Annotated in this window: 15 protein-coding genes and 1 pseudogene; 3 read left to right on the top strand and 13 right to left on the bottom strand. The window is 65.8% G+C overall.

The window, feature by feature from the left end; translation table 11 throughout:
* Positions 1–79: 79 nt before the first annotated feature.
* A complete protein-coding gene (locus ACTIEZ_RS03925) occupies positions 80–1,138 on the top strand; it encodes a YeiH family protein (protein ID WP_439545338.1) in 1,059 nt (352 codons plus the stop codon).
* On the opposite strand, the gene ACTIEZ_RS03920 is transcribed toward ACTIEZ_RS03925, so the two are convergent.
* From ACTIEZ_RS03920 to dusB, 13 genes and pseudogenes are all read right to left on the bottom strand, one after another.
* Complete coding sequence (locus tag ACTIEZ_RS03920; protein WP_439545337.1) at positions 1,133–1,912, bottom strand: MBL fold metallo-hydrolase; 780 nt, start codon at positions 1,910–1,912, stop codon at positions 1,133–1,135. The genes ACTIEZ_RS03925 and ACTIEZ_RS03920 overlap by 6 nt on opposite strands.
* Positions 1,909–2,691, bottom strand: a complete 783-nt coding sequence (locus tag ACTIEZ_RS03915; RefSeq protein WP_439545336.1) for a TatD family hydrolase — start codon at positions 2,689–2,691, stop codon at positions 1,909–1,911. Before ACTIEZ_RS03915 ends, ACTIEZ_RS03920 begins: the two co-directional genes overlap by 4 nt.
* A gap of 3 nt (positions 2,692–2,694) precedes the next feature.
* Entirely contained in the window at positions 2,695–4,227 is a 1,533-nt protein-coding gene (gene metG / locus ACTIEZ_RS03910) for a methionine--tRNA ligase (RefSeq protein WP_439545335.1), read from the bottom strand.
* 33 nt (positions 4,228–4,260) lie between these two features.
* A complete protein-coding gene (locus tag ACTIEZ_RS03905) occupies positions 4,261–5,235 on the bottom strand; it encodes a DNA polymerase III subunit delta' (protein ID WP_439545334.1) in 975 nt (324 codons plus the stop codon).
* Positions 5,232–5,840 carry a dTMP kinase gene (tmk, locus tag ACTIEZ_RS03900; protein ID WP_439545333.1) on the bottom strand — a complete coding sequence of 203 codons (609 nt, stop codon included), beginning with the start codon at positions 5,838–5,840 and terminating at the stop codon, positions 5,232–5,234. The genes ACTIEZ_RS03905 and tmk overlap by 4 nt, the downstream gene beginning before the upstream one ends.
* Entirely contained in the window at positions 5,840–7,006 is a 1,167-nt protein-coding gene (locus tag ACTIEZ_RS03895; RefSeq protein WP_439545332.1) for a D-alanyl-D-alanine carboxypeptidase family protein, read from the bottom strand. Before ACTIEZ_RS03895 ends, tmk begins: the two co-directional genes overlap by 1 nt.
* Before the next feature lie 24 nt (positions 7,007–7,030).
* The gene (locus ACTIEZ_RS03890) at positions 7,031–7,909 is read right to left on the bottom strand and encodes a septal ring lytic transglycosylase RlpA family protein (protein WP_439545331.1); all 879 of its coding nucleotides are present in this window, start codon (positions 7,907–7,909) and stop codon (positions 7,031–7,033) included.
* On the bottom strand, positions 7,906–8,994 hold the full coding sequence (locus tag ACTIEZ_RS03885; RefSeq protein ID WP_439545330.1) for a lytic murein transglycosylase: 1,089 nt from the start codon (positions 8,992–8,994) through the stop codon (positions 7,906–7,908). Before ACTIEZ_RS03885 ends, ACTIEZ_RS03890 begins: the two co-directional genes overlap by 4 nt.
* A 102-nt stretch (positions 8,995–9,096) precedes the next feature.
* Complete coding sequence (gene hflX, locus ACTIEZ_RS03880) at positions 9,097–10,407, bottom strand: GTPase HflX (protein ID WP_439545371.1); 1,311 nt, start codon at positions 10,405–10,407, stop codon at positions 9,097–9,099.
* 70 nt (positions 10,408–10,477) lie between these two features.
* A pseudogene (gene hfq / locus ACTIEZ_RS03875) lies at positions 10,478–10,705 on the bottom strand (RNA chaperone Hfq); the annotation flags it as partial.
* A 114-nt stretch (positions 10,706–10,819) separates the two neighbouring features.
* A complete protein-coding gene (ntrX, locus tag ACTIEZ_RS03870; RefSeq protein ID WP_439545329.1) occupies positions 10,820–12,226 on the bottom strand; it encodes a nitrogen assimilation response regulator NtrX in 1,407 nt (468 codons plus the stop codon).
* Positions 12,227–12,244: 18 nt separating this feature from the next.
* Positions 12,245–14,524 (bottom strand): ATP-binding protein, encoded by a 2,280-nt coding sequence (locus ACTIEZ_RS03865; protein WP_439545328.1) that lies wholly within the window; start codon positions 14,522–14,524, stop codon positions 12,245–12,247.
* A 141-nt stretch (positions 14,525–14,665) separates the two neighbouring features.
* Positions 14,666–15,676, bottom strand: coding sequence for a tRNA dihydrouridine synthase DusB (dusB, locus tag ACTIEZ_RS03860; RefSeq protein WP_439545327.1), 1,011 nt, complete (start codon positions 15,674–15,676; stop codon positions 14,666–14,668).
* A 65-nt stretch (positions 15,677–15,741) separates the two neighbouring features.
* On the opposite strand from dusB, the gene ACTIEZ_RS03855 reads away from it, so the two are divergent.
* A complete protein-coding gene (locus tag ACTIEZ_RS03855; protein ID WP_439545326.1) occupies positions 15,742–16,899 on the top strand; it encodes a bifunctional 2-C-methyl-D-erythritol 4-phosphate cytidylyltransferase/2-C-methyl-D-erythritol 2,4-cyclodiphosphate synthase in 1,158 nt (385 codons plus the stop codon).
* Positions 16,896–17,384: a CinA family protein gene (locus tag ACTIEZ_RS03850; protein ID WP_439545325.1), complete on the top strand. Its 489-nt coding sequence runs from the start codon at positions 16,896–16,898 to the stop codon at positions 17,382–17,384. The genes ACTIEZ_RS03855 and ACTIEZ_RS03850 overlap by 4 nt, the downstream gene beginning before the upstream one ends.
* Positions 17,385–17,386: the final 2 nt, after the last annotated feature.

Here is a 17,386-nt window from a genome sequence, read left to right as displayed (position 1 = left end):
GAATAATGTCGATAATATATATTATGTATAATTATGCGATCACCCTTGGCGGAATCGCGGGGCTCGCCTAACCAAAGCCATGGACGCCCCGCTGCCACCATCCCAACTGCCGCAGGCGGCCGATCTGTTTGGCGATATCGAGCGCACCGCATCAACCGGCTGGCGCGATTATGTGCCCGGGCTGCTGGTGGCGTTGCTGGCGACCTTGGCAGCGGCATCGCTGGCGGATCGCTACGGCGCACCGCTAACGCTGCTGGCGCTGCTGGTTGGGTTGGCGATGAATTTCCTGTCGGCCGATGCGCGATTGACCCCCGGCCTGGCGCTGGCGAGCCGCGAACTGCTCCGCTGGGCGATCGTGCTGGTGGGTGTGCGCATCACCCTGTCGCAGATCGTGGCACTGGGGCCGTTCTCGTTGCTGGCGGTGGTGGCGATCGTCGGGTTGACGGTTGGCGCCGGCGTGCTGACGGCGCGGGCGTTGAAGCTTGGTGCGGCGTTCGGCACCTTGTCCGGCGGTGCGGTGGCGATTTGCGGCGCGTCTGCGGCGATGGCGATTTCGGCGACCTTGTCGGAACGCCGGGTGCGCCAGGCCGAACTGACGCTGGTGCTGGTCGGCACGTCGGCGATGAGCAGCGCGGCGCTGGTGCTGTATCCGGCGATCTGTGAGCTGTTCGGGCTGTCTGATGTGCAGGCCGGATTTGTGCTTGGCGCCTCGATTCATGATGTCGCGCAGACACTTGGCGCCGGCTATGCCTTTTCGCCGGCGGCTGGCGAGACCGCGACAATCGTGAAACTGGCGCGCGTGGCCCTGCTGGCGCCGGTGCTGGCATTGGTGGCGCTGGCGTTTCCGGCGCCGCTGAAGATCAGCGGTGGCAAGCGGGTGGCGCCGTTGCTGCCGTGGTTTGTGGTGGGGTTCTTCGTGGTGGCGGGCATCAATTCCACCGGCATCATTCCGGCGCAAGTGACGGATTTCACCGCCGAACTTTCAAGTTGGATGCTGGCGATTTCGGTGGCGGCCACGGCCATCCGTTCACCGCTTGGCGAGATATTGCGCACCGGGCCGAAGCCGCTGATTGTCGGCGGCATCGCCAGCATGACCAGCCTGGTCGCAGCGCTTGGTTTTGCGATACTGGCGCTATAGCGCGACAGTCTGCCCATCATAGGCGGGGGCGACGCCGGCCGACAGTTCGGCGCTGAGCGTTTCATAGTCCATCGTCTGGTCCATGTGGGTGAGCAGCGCCCTGCCCGGCTGCCAGCGGTTGATCCATTGCAGCGTCTGTTCAAGATGACTGTGTGTCGGGTGCGGTTCGCGGCGCAGGGCGTCGACGACCCACAGATCAAGGCCGGTAAGCGCCGCCTCGGCACGATCATCGAAGCCTTTGACATCAGTGGAATAGGCCGCGCTCTTGCCAGCGCAATCGAAGCGTACCCCAGTGGATTCGATGTCGCCATGCAGTTGCGGAAAAGGCGTTATGGTCAGGTCGCCGAGCTGAACCGGCGCGTCGAACACATGCGCCTGACACGTCGCCGGATAGCCAACGGCCCCTGCGAACACATAATCGAAGCGCCGGGTCAGCACGGCCAGAGTCGCGGCGCTGGCGTGCACGGGCACCGGGCGGCGCATCGCATGGAACACCTGGCGCAGATCATCGATGCCGTGCGCGTGGTCGGCATGATCATGGGTGATGACCACCGCGTCCAGGTGCGCGACGCGGGCGCTCAGCAATTGTTCGCGGCAATCCGGGCCGCAATCGATCAGCACGCGTTGCCCGGCCGCCTCCACCAGCACCGACACGCGGCGGCGGCGGTTTTTCGGGTTGGCGGGATCGCACAGGCCCCAATTGCCGGCGCCATCGAGCCCGCCGAGGCGCGGCACGCCGGACGAGGTGCCGCAGCCGAGGATCGTGATCTTCATGCGGCTTTCGTGAACAACGCGTGGAAATTGGCCGTGGTGGTGGCAGCCAGTTCAGCTTCGCTCACACCCCGGAGGGTGGCGAGGAAGCGCGCGGTGTGGGCCACGAAGGCCGGCTCGCAGGTTTTGCCGCGCATCGGCACCGGCGCCAGATAGGGCGAGTCCGTTTCCACCAGCAGGCGGTCGGTGGGGATGGTCTTGGCAGTTTCGGCGAGATCGCGGGCATTCTTGAAGGTGACGATGCCGGACAGCGAAATGTAGAACCCCTGCGCAAGAGCTTCATCGGCAAAGGCCTGGCTGGCGGTGAAGCAGTGGATGACGCCGTTCAGGACCCCCTCACCCGGCTCCTTCAGCAACGCCAGCGTATCGGCTTCGGCATCGCGGGTGTGGACGATCAGCGGCAGGCCCGTGGCGCGCGCGGCGATGATGTGGCTGCGGAAGCTGGCCTTTTGCCGGTCACGGTCGGACTTGTCATAATAGTAATCGAGGCCGGTCTCGCCAATGCCGATAACGCGCGGATGCTGGGCTGCGGCGATCAGGGTAGCGGCGTCGGTGTCCGGATGTTCGTCGGCTTCGTGCGGGTGGATGCCGACGGTGGCCCAGACGCCGTCGTGGGTGTCGGCCAGTGCGATGACGCCGTTCCACTCATTCTGCCGGCAGGAAATCGCCAGAAAACCGCCAACCCCCGCCGCGCGCGCGCGGGCCAGCACGCCGGGCACATCGTCACCCAGGCTGGCGTAGTTGAGGTGGCAGTGGCTGTCGACGAGGGTAAAGGGGAGCATGGCTCAGCCGTCCAGCGTGATGCGCGGGAAGACCCCAGCGGGGGCTGGCAGTTCCGTACCAGTTGCAACAGGCGTGTTGAACGCCTTGAAATCGCGAGCGTCTTCTGCCACGCCAAGTTGATCGAGCAGCCGGGCGCAGCTTTCCGGCATGAACGGCTGCGCCAGCATGACGATGCGGCGCGTGGCATCCAGCGTGGCGGCAAGCACTTCGGCCATGCGCGCGGTATCGGTCTTGGCCAGTGCCCAGGGCGCATTTTCGGCAAAATAGCCGTTGGCGGCGGCGACCATGGCCATCAGGCTATCCAGCGCCTTGTGCAGGGCCAGCGCGTTCATGTGGGCAAAATAGGCTTCGGCGCCGGCCAGGAACGCGTCTTTCAGGCGGATTTCGCTTTCGCCGGCGTCACCGCGCACCGGCATGACACCGCCCAGATTCTTGGCCACCATCGACAGGCTGCGCTGCGCCAGATTGCCGATGCCATTGGCCAGATCGGCATTGGTCCGCTCGACAATGGCTTCATCGCTGTAGCTGCCGTCTTCGCCAAAGGCGACTTCGCGGCACAGGAACCAGCGCAGGCGATCGACACCGAAGCGGATGGCCATTTCGGCGGGATCGACGACATTGCCCAGCGATTTGGACATTTTCTCGCCGCGGTTGAGCAGGAAGCCGTGGCCGAATACCGTCTTGGGCAATGATATGCCGGCAGACATCAGAAATGCCGGCCAATAGACGGTGTGGAAGCGCACGACGTCCTTGCCGACGATGTGCAGGTCGGCCGGCCACCATTCACCATCGAGGCCGCCGGCGCCGGTCAGGTAATTGGCGAGCGCATCGAGCCAGACATACATGACATGGCGCTCATCGCCGGGCACCGGGATACCCCACGAAAAGCTGGTTCGGCTGACCGACAGATCTGAAAGTCCGCCGGCAACAAAGCTGCGCATCTCGTTGAAACGGCTGCTGGGCTGGATGAACTCGGGCTGGGTATCGTAGAGCGTCAGCAGGCGATCCTGATAGGCCGAAAGCTTGAAGAACCAGCTTTCTTCGACGGTCCATTCGACGGGCGTGCCTTGCGGGGACAGGTGGAGCTTGGCGCCGGATGCATCGGTGGCTTCGACCAGCTCGCTCTGGTCGTAATAGGCTTCGTCGCGCACCGAGTACCAGCCTTCGTAGCGACCAAGATAAAGATCGTCATTGGCAGCCATGCGCTGCCACAGCGCCTGCACCAGCGCCTTGTGATCGGCATCTGTGGTGCGGATGAAGCGATCGAAGCTGATACCAAGCGCGTGATCCAGTTCCAGAAACGGTGCCACCATATCATCGACATAGGCCTTGGGCGCCATGTTGGCTGCGCGGGCGGCCTGATCGATCTTCAGGCCGTGTTCGTCGGTGCCGGTGAGGAAGCGCACGTCATGGTCGTCGAGCCGCTTGAAGCGGGCAATCACATCGGTGGCGATCGCTTCATAGGCATGGCCCATGTGTGGCCGGCCATTGGGATAGGCGATGGCGGTGGTGATGTAGAAACGGGGGCGGCTCATGCTGCGGTGCAATGGGGCAAGAAGGCCGGGCTTTCAAGCCGCCAGCGATGCCACATGCATGCCGAGCGCATAAGCGACCTGTCCGGGATCGAGCTGCAGCGGCACGGCTTCGCGCGCCAGGCGTGCGGCCTGTTCCCACGTGGTGATGGCATCGGCGCGGGCGTGGCCGGCAAGTTGCTGCGCGCGCGCCGCAATCACCGCCGGTGCGCGGTCGAGCAATGCGGTATAGCGCCCCTCCCCGCCCTTGAGGCTGACACTGCGCGCCAGTGCCAGCGCGGCCGGGCTGGCGCGTTCGACGGGTTGGCCGACCAGGTTGGCGAGATCGCGCTCCAGCGCAGTGATGCCGGCTGCGGCCAGGCCGAGCGCACGGCCGGGGCAGCCTTGGGCGAGGTGGACCAGCAGGGCGGGATCTTCGCCGTCGATGTTTGCGCTGGCCAGCACCCGGGCGACATCGGCATCGGGGAGGCGCGAAAAGCGCAGCGTGCGACAGCGCGAACGGATGGTGGGCAGCAGACGGCCAGGCGTGTGGCTTACCATCAGGAACACCGTGTCTTCCGATGGTTCCTCAAGGCTTTTCAGCAAGGCATTGGCTGTGTTCCGGTTCATGTCGTCCGCGGCATCGACGATCACTACCCGGCGCGGGCCAAGCATCGGTGTGCCGGACAGAAATTCGCGCAGCGGTTGCGGATCGCTGGCGTCGCGGCGGACGATCTGGCTGATGACGATTTCGGCGCGCAACTTGCCGGTCTTGGCGGGCAGGCGTTCGAGCCGGCGGAAATCGAGGTGGGAACCCGCAGCCATCAGGCGGGCGGCTTCGCAGTCTGGCGGAACGGTGAAATTCGGCCCCGCGGGCGCGCCGGCGAGCAGCCAGGTGGCGGCAGCGTGGGCGAATTGCGCTTTGCCCAGGCCCTGCTGGCCGGCGAGCAGCCAGGCGTGGTGCGGGCGGCCGCCGGTAAATGCGGCCATGAAATCAGAAATTTGTGACTGATGACCGATCAGGTTGGTCATAGCGCCGCCCGGATGCGCACGGCGACGGATTCGATGCTGCCGCTGGCCTGAATGGCGCGGCAGCGATCTGGGTCGCTGGCGGGCAGATTGGTGAAGAAGCGTTGCACACGGGCGTGGAAATCGCCGCCGATGGCTTCGAAGCGGGCCTCGCCATCGCTGCGGGCGGCTGCACGCCCCAGGCCTTCGGTTTCATCCAGCAGCAGCACCAATGTCAGGTCAGGCCACAGGCCAACGGCTGAATCGTGTAGGGAAAGCAATGCCTTGTCTGCCAGTCCGCGCCCGGCGCCCTGGTAGGCGCGGGTGGAATCGATGAACCGATCGCAGATCACGGTGGCGCCGCGGGCCAGGGCCGGGCGAATGACGCGCGTCACATGATCGACCCGCGCCGCGGCGACCAGCAGCGCCTCGCTCCATGCAGTCCAGCGGTCAGGATCGCCGGTTACCAGCAGGTTGCGGATGGCTTCGGCGCCCGGTGTGCCGCCCGGTTCGCGGGTCAGCACAACCTCATGCCCTTGGGATTGCAGCGCTTCTGCCAGCAGGCGTGCTTGCGTGGACTTGCCGCTCCCCTCCCCGCCCTCCAGCGTGATGAAGCGGCCAGCAGGCATCAGCCGAAGAAACTCATCAGCCAGTTCCAGGCCCGCTGGAACATGCCGGCTTCCTCGATGGCCACCGGCGTGACCAGCGGCAGCTTGACGGGCTGCTGGCCGGGCATGGTCACCACCAGATCAGCGACCTTGGCGCCGGCCTTCAGCGGCGCGGTCAGGCCGGGCACAGCGACAACCAAATTCTTGCGTTCCATGGCAAATCCGCGCGGCAGGGTGGCGAACAAATCGCGCGGGGCGGTGGCGGCAACGGTCGGTTCGGCGGCGCCGGCGATGGCGGCCTGGCCCATCACCTGCCCCTTTTTCCCGAGCGACACATTCTGCCAGGCGGCGAAGCCCCAGTTCATGAAATCGACGCTGGTCGACACCCGGCCGCTGAAGCTATCGAGGCCAGCCACCACCATGACCAGCCGGCGGCCGTTCTGTACCGCCGAGCCGGTGAAGCCATAGCCGGCTTCCTGGGTGTGACCGGTTTTCAGGCCATCGGCGCCGGATACCTTGCCGAGCAGCGGATTGCGGTTGGGTTGGGTAATGGCTTCACCAGCGCCCAGCGTTTTGCCCCAAGTGAAATTATCCTTGCCATAGAACATCTTGTACAGATCGGGAAAGTCGCGGATCGTCGCTTCGGCGATGATGGCGAGGTCGCGGGCGGTCACATATTCAGCCGGGTCGGGCCAGCCATTGGTGTTCGCGAAATTGCTGTTTTTCAGGCCAAGGCGCTTGGCTTCGCGGTTCATCAGCGCGACGTAATTCGCTTCGGTGCCACCAAGGCCTTCGGCAAGAACCACGCAGGCATCATTGCCCGACAAGGTGACGATGCCGTGCAGCAAATTCTCGACGCTGACCTGTTCATTGACCGACAGGAACATCGTGCTGCCCTGGTTGTTCCATTTCTTCCAGGTTTCGGGGCGGACCAGCACCGTCTGGTTGAGATTGGCTTCGCCGGCCTTCAGCAGTTTGAAGGCGACATAGACGCTCATCATCTTGCCCATCGAAGCGGGCGGGATTTTCTGATCGGCATTCTTGGCAAACAGCACGCGGCCGGTCTGCAGATCCTTCAGATAGGCAATCGGGGCGGCCGTATCATAGGCGGGTGCTTGGGCAAGGGCCGGGGCGGCCAGCGAAGCAGCGACGACAAATGGGGAAACAACTTGAGTGATCAAACGCATCGTAACACTGTTCCTAAACTATATTCACCGACTGCCCGGCGGCGGAATCAATCTGGCATCGCCATAGCCCGCGGCGCGCACCTGCGCCAGCGCTGCGCTGGCCTGCGCCATGTTCCTGAACGGCCCCAGCCGGACCCGGGTCAGGCCGCCGGGGGCTGCTTCGGTCAGCACCGGGCCGAAGCTGGACAGGAAACCCTTCAGCCAGGACACCCGGCCGCCGTCGCTCAGCGCCGCGACCTGTACCAGCCAGTTTGGCCCCGATTTCGTGGCTGCAGCGGGGGAATTGTTGCCCGCAGGCAGGGCGATGGTGGCCACAGCAGGCGTCTCGACGGCCGCCAACACGACTCTTTTGTCCGATACCGGTTCAGGCAGCTTCCCGGCCGGATAAACCCGCCGCAAGCGCACCCGCGCGGTGCCAGCGCGGTCCACGCCGAGCAGTTGGGCCGACTTGCGCGACAGGTCGATGATCCGGTTCCGTGCGAAGGGTCCGCGATCATTGATGCGCACCGTCAGCCGGCGACCGTTGTCGAGATTTTGCACCTCGACCCAACTCGGCATCGGCAGGGTGCGGTGCGCAGCGGTGATGTCATCCTGGTCGTAACGTTCGCCGTTCGCCGTGCTGCTGGCGTGGAAGCCCGGGCCGTACCAGCTCGCAATGCCTTCCTCGCGATAATCACGATCATCGGCTGGATAATAAGTGATGCCGGCGACCTGATAGGGCTTGCCGATCTTCACCGGCCAGTTGCCCAGCTTTGCCGCGTCGCGGGCGACGGCCCGTTCGGCTTCGGACATATCCACAGCGCGCGGTGGCGGCCTGGTGGCGCTGCGCGGGGCCGGTTTGTTGCCGCCAGAACAGGCGGTCACCAGCAGTCCGGCCAGCAGAACGCCCCACAGCCGCGTCACGGGGCGCTGTTCCCGGCCACGACGGCGCCATTGGCGGTGGGCAGGCGGATCGCATCGGACAGCAGCGCCACCGACAGCGCGTAGAGGTTGGAGCAATTATAGCCGAGGATCGCGCGATAGCTGCTGGTGACCAGATAGGCGCCCTGCCCTTCGCCGTCGGGTTCGACAAGGCTCATCACCACATCATCGGCCGGCCAGGCATTGTTGACCGGCGTGAAGCCGAGTGCGCGCCATTCAGCGGCGGGTTTCAGTGCGCTGTGGCGTTTCAGCGGCGCGACGCAGCGGGTTGGCGGTTCGGGCGCGGCGACGCTGGCACGATCGAACCCATCGGGCACCAGGGTGCGAAATCCCCAATCCTCACCGGCCTGCCAGCCCGCCTTGTTCAGATAATGGCCAATCGAGGCAAACACATCGGCGTGGCTGCCCCACAGATCAACCTTGCCGTCGCCATCACCGTCACGGCCATAGGCCAGATAGGAGGATGGCAGGAATTGCGCCTGGCCGAAGGCGCCGGCCCAACTGCCCTTCATCGCGTCGCGCGCCACCCGGCCTTCGCCGACGATCTGCACGATGGCATCGAGTTCGCGGGTGAACAGCTCTGCCCGGCGGCCGTCGAAGGCCAGGGTTGCCAGCGCCGACGGCAGATCATGGCGGCCGAGCACCCGGCCATAGCTGGTTTCGATGCCCCAGATCGCCGCTATCATCGCTGCCGGCACGCCGCTTTGCGCCTGTGCGCGGTCGAGCGCAGCGCGGTTCTCGGCATATTGGCGCTGGCCATGGGGGATACGATCGCCGCGAAATTTCGCGGCGAGATATTCGGGAAAGCGGATCGGTTTGGCAGTGCCGCCGGGCTGGCTGCGATCGGCGCCAATCACGCGCGGCACCAGCGCGACATCGACCAGTGCGGCATCCAGCCATTCGGGCTTCAGGCCGCGGGCGGCGGCTTCGGCGCGGTAGGTGTTCAGCCAATCGGCGAACGCCGCCAATTGCGCCGGCGTGGCCTTGGCATCGTCAGCGCGGGCGGGGCCCGTGAGGCCGAGCGCCAGCAGTGGCGCCAGGAGCAGAGCAGAAAATTTGATACGCATGCTCACCTTTGTGCCACCGGCAACCTGCGGCGAAAAGGCCCCAATAGCCGGACCGCGAAGCAAACAGGATCGGCGGCGCGCACTGAGCCAAAGCTGAACGGATCAGGCCAGTTCCATTGCCACGAAGCGGGCGCGGTCCTTGTCCGACAGGCGGACCTCCACGGTGACGCCTTCATCGTCAAAGGCTTCGCTGACCACCTCGCCGTGGCTGTGCAGCCATGCCAAGCGTTTGCCGTCACCGGCAGGCAGCGTGAAACGGTGGACGCGGGCGCCAGCCCGCAGCGCGATATCCATGGCGGCGCGCAGTTGATCTAGGCCTTCACCGGTCAGCGCCGAGACCGGGATGGCATCGCTGCCGGCGCGCGCCTGCACCAGGGCGCGCTGTTCGGCGTCCATCGCGTCGATCTTGTTGAAAACGGTCAGCATCGGCGTTTCGCGATTTTCAGGCGCCAGGCCGAGTTCGGACAGCACCTTCATCACGTCCTGGGCCTGGGCGTCGCTGTCCGGGTGGCTGATGTCGCGGACGTGGACGATCAGATCGGCCTCCAGCACTTCTTCGAGGGTGGCACGGAACGCCGCGACGAGCTGCGTCGGCAGATCGGAGACGAAGCCAACCGTGTCGGACAGCACCAATTTGTCGTGCCCCGGCAGGCGGATGGCGCGCATGGTCGGATCGAGCGTGGCGAACAGCAGATCCTCGGCGCGCACTTCGGCACCGGTCAGCCGGTTGAACAGGGTGGATTTGCCGGCGTTGGTATAGCCGACCAGTGCCACCACCGGCCACGGCGCCTTCTGCCGGTTGGTGCGGTGCAGTCCGCGGGTGCGGCGCACCTCCTCCAGCTCCTTGCGCAGGCGGGCGATGCGATCGCGGATCAGGCGGCGATCGGTTTCGATCTGCGATTCGCCCGGGCCGCCCAGAAAGCCGAAACCGCCGCGCTGGCGTTCGAGGTGGGTCCAACTGCGCACCAGGCGGCTGGCCTGATATTGCAAGTGGGCAAGCTCGACCTGCAGCGTGCCTTCAGAGGTGCTGGCGCGCTCGCCAAAGATTTCCAGGATCAGCCCGGTGCGGTCGATGACCTTGGCCTTCAGTTCCTTTTCCAGGTTGCGCTGCTGCACCGGCGTGACCGGGCCGTCGATGATCACGACCTCGACGCACAGCGCCGCAACGGTAGCGGCCAGCCGCGCGATTTGCCCGGTGCCGAGCAGGCGTGACACGTTGGGCGCGCGCAATTTGACAACTTCGGCATGGACGACATCGAGCGCGATGGCGCCCGACAGGCTGACGGCTTCGGCGAGCTTGGCATCAGGGGAGCGCAGCGCGCTGCTGTTGCCGCTCGACAACACGGGCAACACAACCAATGCGCGCGATCCGGTGCGGATGCCGCGGGCTTCGTCGAAGGCACCGATGGTGATGTCGGGAACGCCGGCCTCGGTGGGTCCGGTTGTGTTTGAATTCAAACGCTTACTCTCAATCTTCTTCGGTTTCGGCCTCGAACAATTGCAGCGGAGTGGCTGGCATCACCGTCGAGATGGCGTGCTTGTACACCAATTGGCTGTGGCCGTCACGGCGCAGCAGCACCGAGAAATTGTCGAACCAGGTGATGACGCCCTGCAATTTGACGCCGTTGACCAGAAACATCGTCACCGGCGTGCGCGTCTTGCGCACCGTGTTGAGGAACATGTCCTGCAGGCTGTTGGGCTTGTCCGCCATTTGGGCATCCTGTTGTTCTTGGGCAGCCGTGGCCGCCAGTCCCCTCGTGAACTAGGCTTTCGCCGGCTGGTTCACAATGTTCCTTTCGCCACAGTCAGCGCGCGGCGAAAGGGGTCATTCATCCCCCTCCGCTTCACCGCCGGGCTCATCGGCCAGGCCAAGCGCCTTCAATTTGCGGTGCAGTGCGCTGCGCTCCATGCCGATGAAGGCGGCGGTGCGGCTGATGTTGCCGGAAAAGCGGCGGATCTGGGCGCGCAGATACTCGCGTTCGAAGGCTTCACGGGCTTCGCGCAACGGCGTGCCCATGATCGAGCGGACGGCTTGGCCGGGCACCAGCTTGGATGGTTCGGCCGTCACTTCGGATGGCAGCATGTCGATATCGATTTGCGCCATGCGGGTGACCGGCGCCAGGATCAGCGTGCGTTCGATCACGTTGCGCAATTGGCGGACATTGCCGGGCCATTCATAGGTTTGCAGCGCGGCCAGCGCATCGTCGGTCATGACCGGCGTTGGCAGGCCGCGTTCGGCGGCAAAGCGGGCCAGGAAATAACGGGCAAGTTCAGCCACATCCTCCCGCCGTTCCGAAAGCGGCGGCAGCCGGACGGGCACGACGTTGAGGCGGTAATAAAGATCCTCACGGAAGCGACCGGCGGCGATTTCGGCGGCGAGATCGCGGCTGGTGGCGGAAATCACCCGCACATCCACCCGCACCATGCGCGTGCCGCCCAAGCGCTGAAACACTTGTTCCGTCAACACGCGCAAGATCTTGGCCTGGGTGGTGGCCGGCATGTCGGCGACATCGTCCAGAAACAAGGTGCCGCCATGCGCCTGTTCGAGCAGGCCGGCGCGGATATTCTCGCCCCCCTGATCACCATGTTCACTACCGAACAGCGCTTCCTCGACGGTTTCCGGCGTCATGCGGGCGGCGGAAACGACAACGAACGGCGCCGCGACGCGCGGGCTCCATTGGTGCAGCAGGCGGGCAGCGACTTCCTTGCCGCTGCCGGCGGGGCCGGTGATCAGCACCCGGCTGCCGGTGGCGGCGACGCGGCGCAGTGTCGCGCGCACCTGGTTGATGTGCGGCGAGGTGCCGGTGAGTTCGGCATCATAGCCGACCCGTTCCTTCAGCGCTTCGTACTCGCGGCGCAGGCGCTCGGTTTCGGTGGCGCGGCGCACCACCAGCAGCAGTTGATCGGCCTGAAACGGCTTTTCAATATAATCATAGGCACCGCGCTTGATGGCGGCGACCGCGGTATCGAGCGTGCCGTGGCCGGAGATGACCACCACCGGCAGGGTTGGATCGCGGGTCTTGATCACGTCCAGCAGCTCGATGCCGTCCATCGCCGAGCCTTGCAGCCAGACATCGAGAATGACGAGGCTGGGCCGGCGTTCGGCAATGGCCGCGAGCGCGCCGTCGCTGTGGGCGGCGACGCGGGTCTGAAAGCCTTCATCGCCGAGCACGCCGGCCACGAGATCGCGGATATCGGCTTCATCATCAACGATCAGGATATCAAGGGCCATGGTGTGGGGGCATCCTGTTCAGGCGGAAATTGTGCCGGGGGCGGCTTCGCGTGTTGTGGGCTGGGCATGGGCCAACAGGTGCCGGCTGATGCGTGCGACGACCATCGCGCCCGGGCTGGCGGGTGCTGGAACCGGGTTGTCGGACAGTTCAAGCTGTCCGCCATGTTCCTCGATGATCTTGGCAGCGATGGCAAGGCCGAGGCCGGTGCCGCGTGCGCGGGTGGTGACATAGGGCTCAAGCAGGCGGGCGCGGTCTTCGGTGGGGAAACCCAGGCCATTGTCGGCGATTCGGATGCACAGATGGTCATCCTCGTCGTCGGTGACTCGAATCGCGATTTCGCCGGGGCGGTCGGGGGCGGCATTTTCGGCATCGCGTTCGGTTCGCGCCGCCACGCTTTCGGCGGCATTCTTGATCAGATTGGTCAGTGCGCGCGAGAGTTGCTGGCGATCGCAGACCAGGGCCGCATCGGCATCGACATCCAGGCTGAAGCGGATGGCCGGAAAGGCGACTTCCTGCAGCACCAGCGCCTGGCGCAGGATGCGATCGAGCTGTTCGGGCGCGAACACCGGCTTGGGCAGACGGGCGAATTCGCTGAATTCATCGACCATGCGCCGCAGATCGCCAACCTGACGGACGATGGTGCCGGTGAGCGTGGTGAAAATCTCGGCATCCTCGCTGATCTGGCGGCCGAATTTGCGTTGCAGCCGTTCGGCGGCGAGGCTGATCGGGGTGAGCGGGTTCTTGATTTCGTGGGCGATGCGGCGGGCGACATCGGCCCAGGCGGCGCGGCGCTGATCCGCCAGCTGCTCGGTGATATCGTCGAAGGTGAGGACATAGCCGTCTTCGGCGCCGCGCGGCACACCATCTGCGGCGGCGCCGATGCGCACGGCCAGCGTCTGGGTTTCGGTGCCGCGCTGAATGAGGACCTGCCCGGCGGCGTCCCCGGTCTGGCGGGCCTGATCGAGCAGTTCGGCAAGTTCCGGCGAAACATCGTGCAGATATTGCCCGCGCAAGGCCCGGTGCGGCACGGCGAGCAGCGCTGCGGCGGAGGCGTTGGCGACTCGGATGATGCCTTCCGGTGCGATCGACATCACGCCGGCCGACACGCCGGCGAGCACGGTTTCCGTGAACCGCCGGCGGGTGTCGAGCTCATCATTGGCGGACAGCAGCGCGGTCTGCTGGGTTTTCAACTGCCCGGTCATGCGGTTGAAGGCGCGTTCGAGCGCGCCGATCTCATCCGCCGCGCCGCCGACCGGCACGCGGGCATCGAGATCGCCGGCACCGACACGTTCGGCGGCGAACACCAGGCGGGCGATGGGCTCGACCAGGCGATTGGCCAACCACAGCGCGAACCAGATGGCGACGATCAGGGTCAGCAGCGAGACGGCCATCAGGATCAGGTTGAAGCGCAACTGCATGACGCGGCCGCGCTCGATCAGTTCGTTATAGTCGCCCAAGGCGCTGGCGGCCTGGCGGGCACGGGCGAGCACGGCGGGATCGACCTTGCGGCTGACGTACAGGAACGTGCCGGGGCTGCCGGGCACCGCGACGGCGGACTCGACGCGGTCCGCGCCGGTGCCGATCAGCGTGACCGGCGCATCGACAGCGCGATCGAGGCGCATGTTGGCCACATGCAGCAGAGCATCCTCGGGCGTCACCTTGCTGACCGCGACCAAGCTGGTCTGCCCGTCTTCGCGGCGCACCACGGCGGCTTCGGTGAGGGTGCGCCCTGCCACCTGGAAATCGAGGCCGCGGCGGTAGAGCACACTGGCTTCGCCGAAATCGCGGGCATAGGACGCGACGTCGGCGGCCATTACCACTATGTCATCGGCGATGCGGCGGCGGTTTTCCTCCACATAGGCTTGCGCGACCTGGTTTGAGCCATCGAGGATGGTCTTCACCCGATCGGAAAACCAGAATTGCACCCCGAACTGGAACAGCAGCGAGGCGAAGGCGACCACCAGCAAGGTCGGCACCGCGGCGATGGCGGAAAACAGCGCCACCAGCCGCAAGTGCAGGCGCGCGCCGGCAAGGCCGCGGCGGCGGTTGGTGATGAGGATGGCGACGCGGCGACCGATCAGCACGATCAGCAGCATCGCCGGTACCAGGCTGGCGACCAGCAGCAGGCCAACAAGGGATTGCGAGACGCCATTGGCCGGCAGGCCGCTGCCGGTCAGATACGCATAGCTCGACCAGCCGAGCACGATGGTGGAAATGGCGGCGACCAGCTCGAGCCGCGGATAGATGTTGCGCGATCGCAAGATGCGCCGCCATTGCCGGCGCAAGCGCACAGCCATTGGCCGTCGCCGGCGGCGGGGCCGGTCGGTATGCGCTATCGGGATCGAATCGGCTGTCACGAATGGGCAGCATAAGGCCAAACTGTTGCGCCGGGAACACAGTCAGTCGCCGCAGCGTTGCACAGCTGCGACAGGGCGCCGTTACGCGGCGGCGCGCAGCTCCGGCAGGCGGGTTTGCGCTTCGTAAAAGCGGTCGATCATGCCGAGAACGATATCCGCGTCCATGATCTGGTTGACCGCGTGACGGAACTGGGCGCTGTCGTGCAGGCCCTTGGTGTACCATCCCAGATGCTTGCGGGCGACGTTGACGCCGATCACCGGCCCGTACAAATCGAGCATCATCTGATAATGTTCGCGCACCGTCGCGTGCTGCTGTTCCAGGCTGGGATCAGCAGGCACGTCCTGCCCGGTAAGCGCTGCCATGACCTGGCCGATCAGCCAGGGCCGGCCATAGGCGCCGCGGCCGATCATCACGCCATCGGCGCCGGATTGGGCCAGCGCGAGTTTGGCATCGTCGATCGAGCAGATATCGCCGTTGACGATCACCGGCACGCGCACGGCGCGCTTGACGTTGGCCACGAACGCCCAATCGGCGGTGCCGCTGTAGAGCTGGTTGCGGGTGCGACCGTGGACGGTGATGAGCTGCACGCCCTCGCCTTCGGCAATGCGCGCCAGTTCCGGCGCGTTGAGGCTCTGGTGATCCCAGCCCATGCGCATCTTGAGCGTCACCGGCAGCTCGACGGCGCGGACGGTGGCGCGGATCAACTGCGTGGCAAGCGGCAGGTCGCGCATCAGCGACGATCCGGCGTGGCCGTTGACGACCTTCTTCACCGGGCAACCCATGTTGATGTCGATGATCGCGGCGCCCTTTTGCTCGTTCAGCTTGGCGGCATCGGCCATACGCTCGGGTTCGCAGCCGGCGAGTTGCATGGAGACGGGCTCTTCGCTGGCGTGCCAGGCAGCTTTCTGGATGCTCTGGCGGGTTTCGCGGATCATCGCTTCGGATGCGATCATCTCGGTCACGGTCAGGCCGGCGCCGAAGCGCTTGACCAGCGTACGGAACGGCATGTCGGTGACGCCGGTCATCGGCGCCAGGATAACGGGCGCGTCGATGCGGTTGGGGCCGATGTGGATGGGGGCGATCAGGCTCATTTGTGGGCGGCCATAGCGCAGTTTGGGCCTTTTCGACAAGGCGGGCGCAGCCTATGCGGGCGGCCATGCGCATCCATGCCATCATCGTCGCGGCCGGTTCCGGGATCAGGGCGGGCGGCGATGTGCCCAAACAATATCAACACGTCGCCGGCCAGCCCTTGCTGCGCCACGCGGTGCTGGGGTTGCTGAACCATGCGGCGATCGACGGCGTGACGGTGGTGATGAACCCTGCTTGCCGGGCGCTCTATGATGATGCGGTGGCGGGGCTGGCCTTGCCCGAACCCGTTGCAGGCGGCGCGACACGGCAAGCCAGCGTGCTGGCCGGTCTGGAGGCATTGGCCGGCGATCCGCCCGATGTGGTGCTGGTGCATGATGCGGCGCGGGCGTTCGTGCCAGCCGCGGTGATTGATGCATTGGTGGCGGCGTTTGATGATGGGGGCGTGGATGGCGCGTGTCCGGCCCTGCCCCAGGTCGACAGCTTGCGGCGCGGCACAGACGGGCGGTTTTCGGGGAGTGTCGATCGCGACGGGTTGTGGCGGGTGCAGACGCCGCAGGCATTTCGGTTTGCGGCGTTGCTGGCGGCGCATCGGGCGGCAGGGCCGGGCGCGACCGATGAGGTGGCGATTGCGCTGGCCGCCGGGCTGCGGGTGGCGATCACGCCCGGCGATGAACGCGCTTTCAAGGTGACGGAGCCGGCCGATTTTGCCAAAGCCGACGCGATGACGACCTACTCCTCCCGCGCCGCGTCCGGCTATGATGTGCATCGCTTCGGGCCCAGCGATGGCAGTTGCGATCATGTCTGGCTTTGCGGGGTGCAGGTTCCGCATGATGCCGGCCTGATCGGCCACAGCGATGCCGATGCCGGGCTGCATGCGCTGACCGATGCGCTGCTTGGCACCATCGCGGCCGGCGATATCGGTGATCATTTCCCGCCCAGCGATGAGCGTTGGCGCGGTGCGGCGTCGGATCAGTTCCTCGCCCACGCCGCGCATCTGGTGCGGGAACGCGGCGGCATCATCGATCATGTCGACGTGACCTTGATCTGCGAGCGGCCAAAAATCGGCCCACACCGGGAGGCAATGCGGGCGCGGATGGCGATGATTTTGGGGATATCGGTGGAACGGGTGAGTGTGAAGGCGACGACCACCGAGAAATTGGGCTTTACGGGCCGGCAGGAAGGCCTGGCGGCGCATGCGATGGCCAGCGTAAGGTTGCCGGAATGAACGCCGATCTGATCGCGCTGGCGCAACGCGTGCTGGCCGAAAATCGCGCGGCCGGGCGGATGGTGGCGACTGCCGAGAGCTGCACGGGCGGCATGGTGGCAGCGGCGCTGACCGAAATTCCGGGATCATCCGACGTGTTTGACCGCGGCTTCGTCACTTATTCCAACGAGGCCAAGATGGAGATGCTCGACGTTTCGGAGGATGTGCTGGGGACCTTTGGCGCGGTGTCTGTGGCGACGGCCTGGGCGATGGCGCGCGGCGCCCTGGCAAACAGCAGGGCCGACGTGGCGGTATCGATCACCGGCATCGCCGGGCCGGGCGGCGCAACGCCGAGCAAGCCGGTGGGCATGGTGGTGTTCGCCCGCGCGGTGCGCGGTGAAGACCCAGAAGCCGTGGTGGCTGACACGCGCTTGTTCGGCGATCTGGGCCGGGCAGAAATCCGGCGACAGGCGGCGCTGGTGGCGCTGGCGTTGTTGCGGCCTTAGTC

It is taken from the genome of Sandarakinorhabdus sp. (assembly GCF_051860625.1).
Lineage (GTDB): Bacteria > Pseudomonadota > Alphaproteobacteria > Sphingomonadales > Sphingomonadaceae > Sandarakinorhabdus.
The sequence above is the reverse complement of the archived record's forward strand: the minus strand, read 5'-3'. Positions and strand labels throughout refer to the sequence as shown.

What these genes read in the sequence shown, in the direction of transcription:
- ACTIEZ_RS03925 (WP_439545338.1), top strand. Translation starts at nt 80, where the DNA reads ATGGACGCCCCGCTGCCACCATCCCAACTGCCGCAGGCGGCCGATCTG.
- ACTIEZ_RS03920 (WP_439545337.1), bottom strand. Translation starts at nt 1,912, where the DNA reads ATGAAGATCACGATCCTCGGCTGCGGCACCTCGTCCGGCGTGCCGCGC.
- ACTIEZ_RS03915 (WP_439545336.1), bottom strand. Translation starts at nt 2,691, where the DNA reads ATGCTCCCCTTTACCCTCGTCGACAGCCACTGCCACCTCAACTACGCC.
- metG (WP_439545335.1), bottom strand. Translation starts at nt 4,227, where the DNA reads ATGAGCCGCCCCCGTTTCTACATCACCACCGCCATCGCCTATCCCAAT.
- ACTIEZ_RS03905 (WP_439545334.1), bottom strand. Translation starts at nt 5,235, where the DNA reads ATGACCAACCTGATCGGTCATCAGTCACAAATTTCTGATTTCATGGCC.
- tmk (WP_439545333.1), bottom strand. Translation starts at nt 5,840, where the DNA reads ATGCCTGCTGGCCGCTTCATCACGCTGGAGGGCGGGGAGGGGAGCGGC.
- ACTIEZ_RS03895 (WP_439545332.1), bottom strand. Translation starts at nt 7,006, where the DNA reads ATGCGTTTGATCACTCAAGTTGTTTCCCCATTTGTCGTCGCTGCTTCG.
- ACTIEZ_RS03885 (WP_439545330.1), bottom strand. Translation starts at nt 8,994, where the DNA reads ATGCGTATCAAATTTTCTGCTCTGCTCCTGGCGCCACTGCTGGCGCTC.
- ntrX (WP_439545329.1), bottom strand. Translation starts at nt 12,226, where the DNA reads ATGGCCCTTGATATCCTGATCGTTGATGATGAAGCCGATATCCGCGAT.
- ACTIEZ_RS03865 (WP_439545328.1), bottom strand. Translation starts at nt 14,524, where the DNA reads ATGGCTGTGCGCTTGCGCCGGCAATGGCGGCGCATCTTGCGATCGCGC.
- dusB (WP_439545327.1), bottom strand. Translation starts at nt 15,676, where the DNA reads ATGAGCCTGATCGCCCCCATCCACATCGGCCCCAACCGCATCGACGCG.
- ACTIEZ_RS03855 (WP_439545326.1), top strand. Translation starts at nt 15,742, where the DNA reads ATGCGCATCCATGCCATCATCGTCGCGGCCGGTTCCGGGATCAGGGCG.
- ACTIEZ_RS03850 (WP_439545325.1), top strand. Translation starts at nt 16,896, where the DNA reads ATGAACGCCGATCTGATCGCGCTGGCGCAACGCGTGCTGGCCGAAAAT.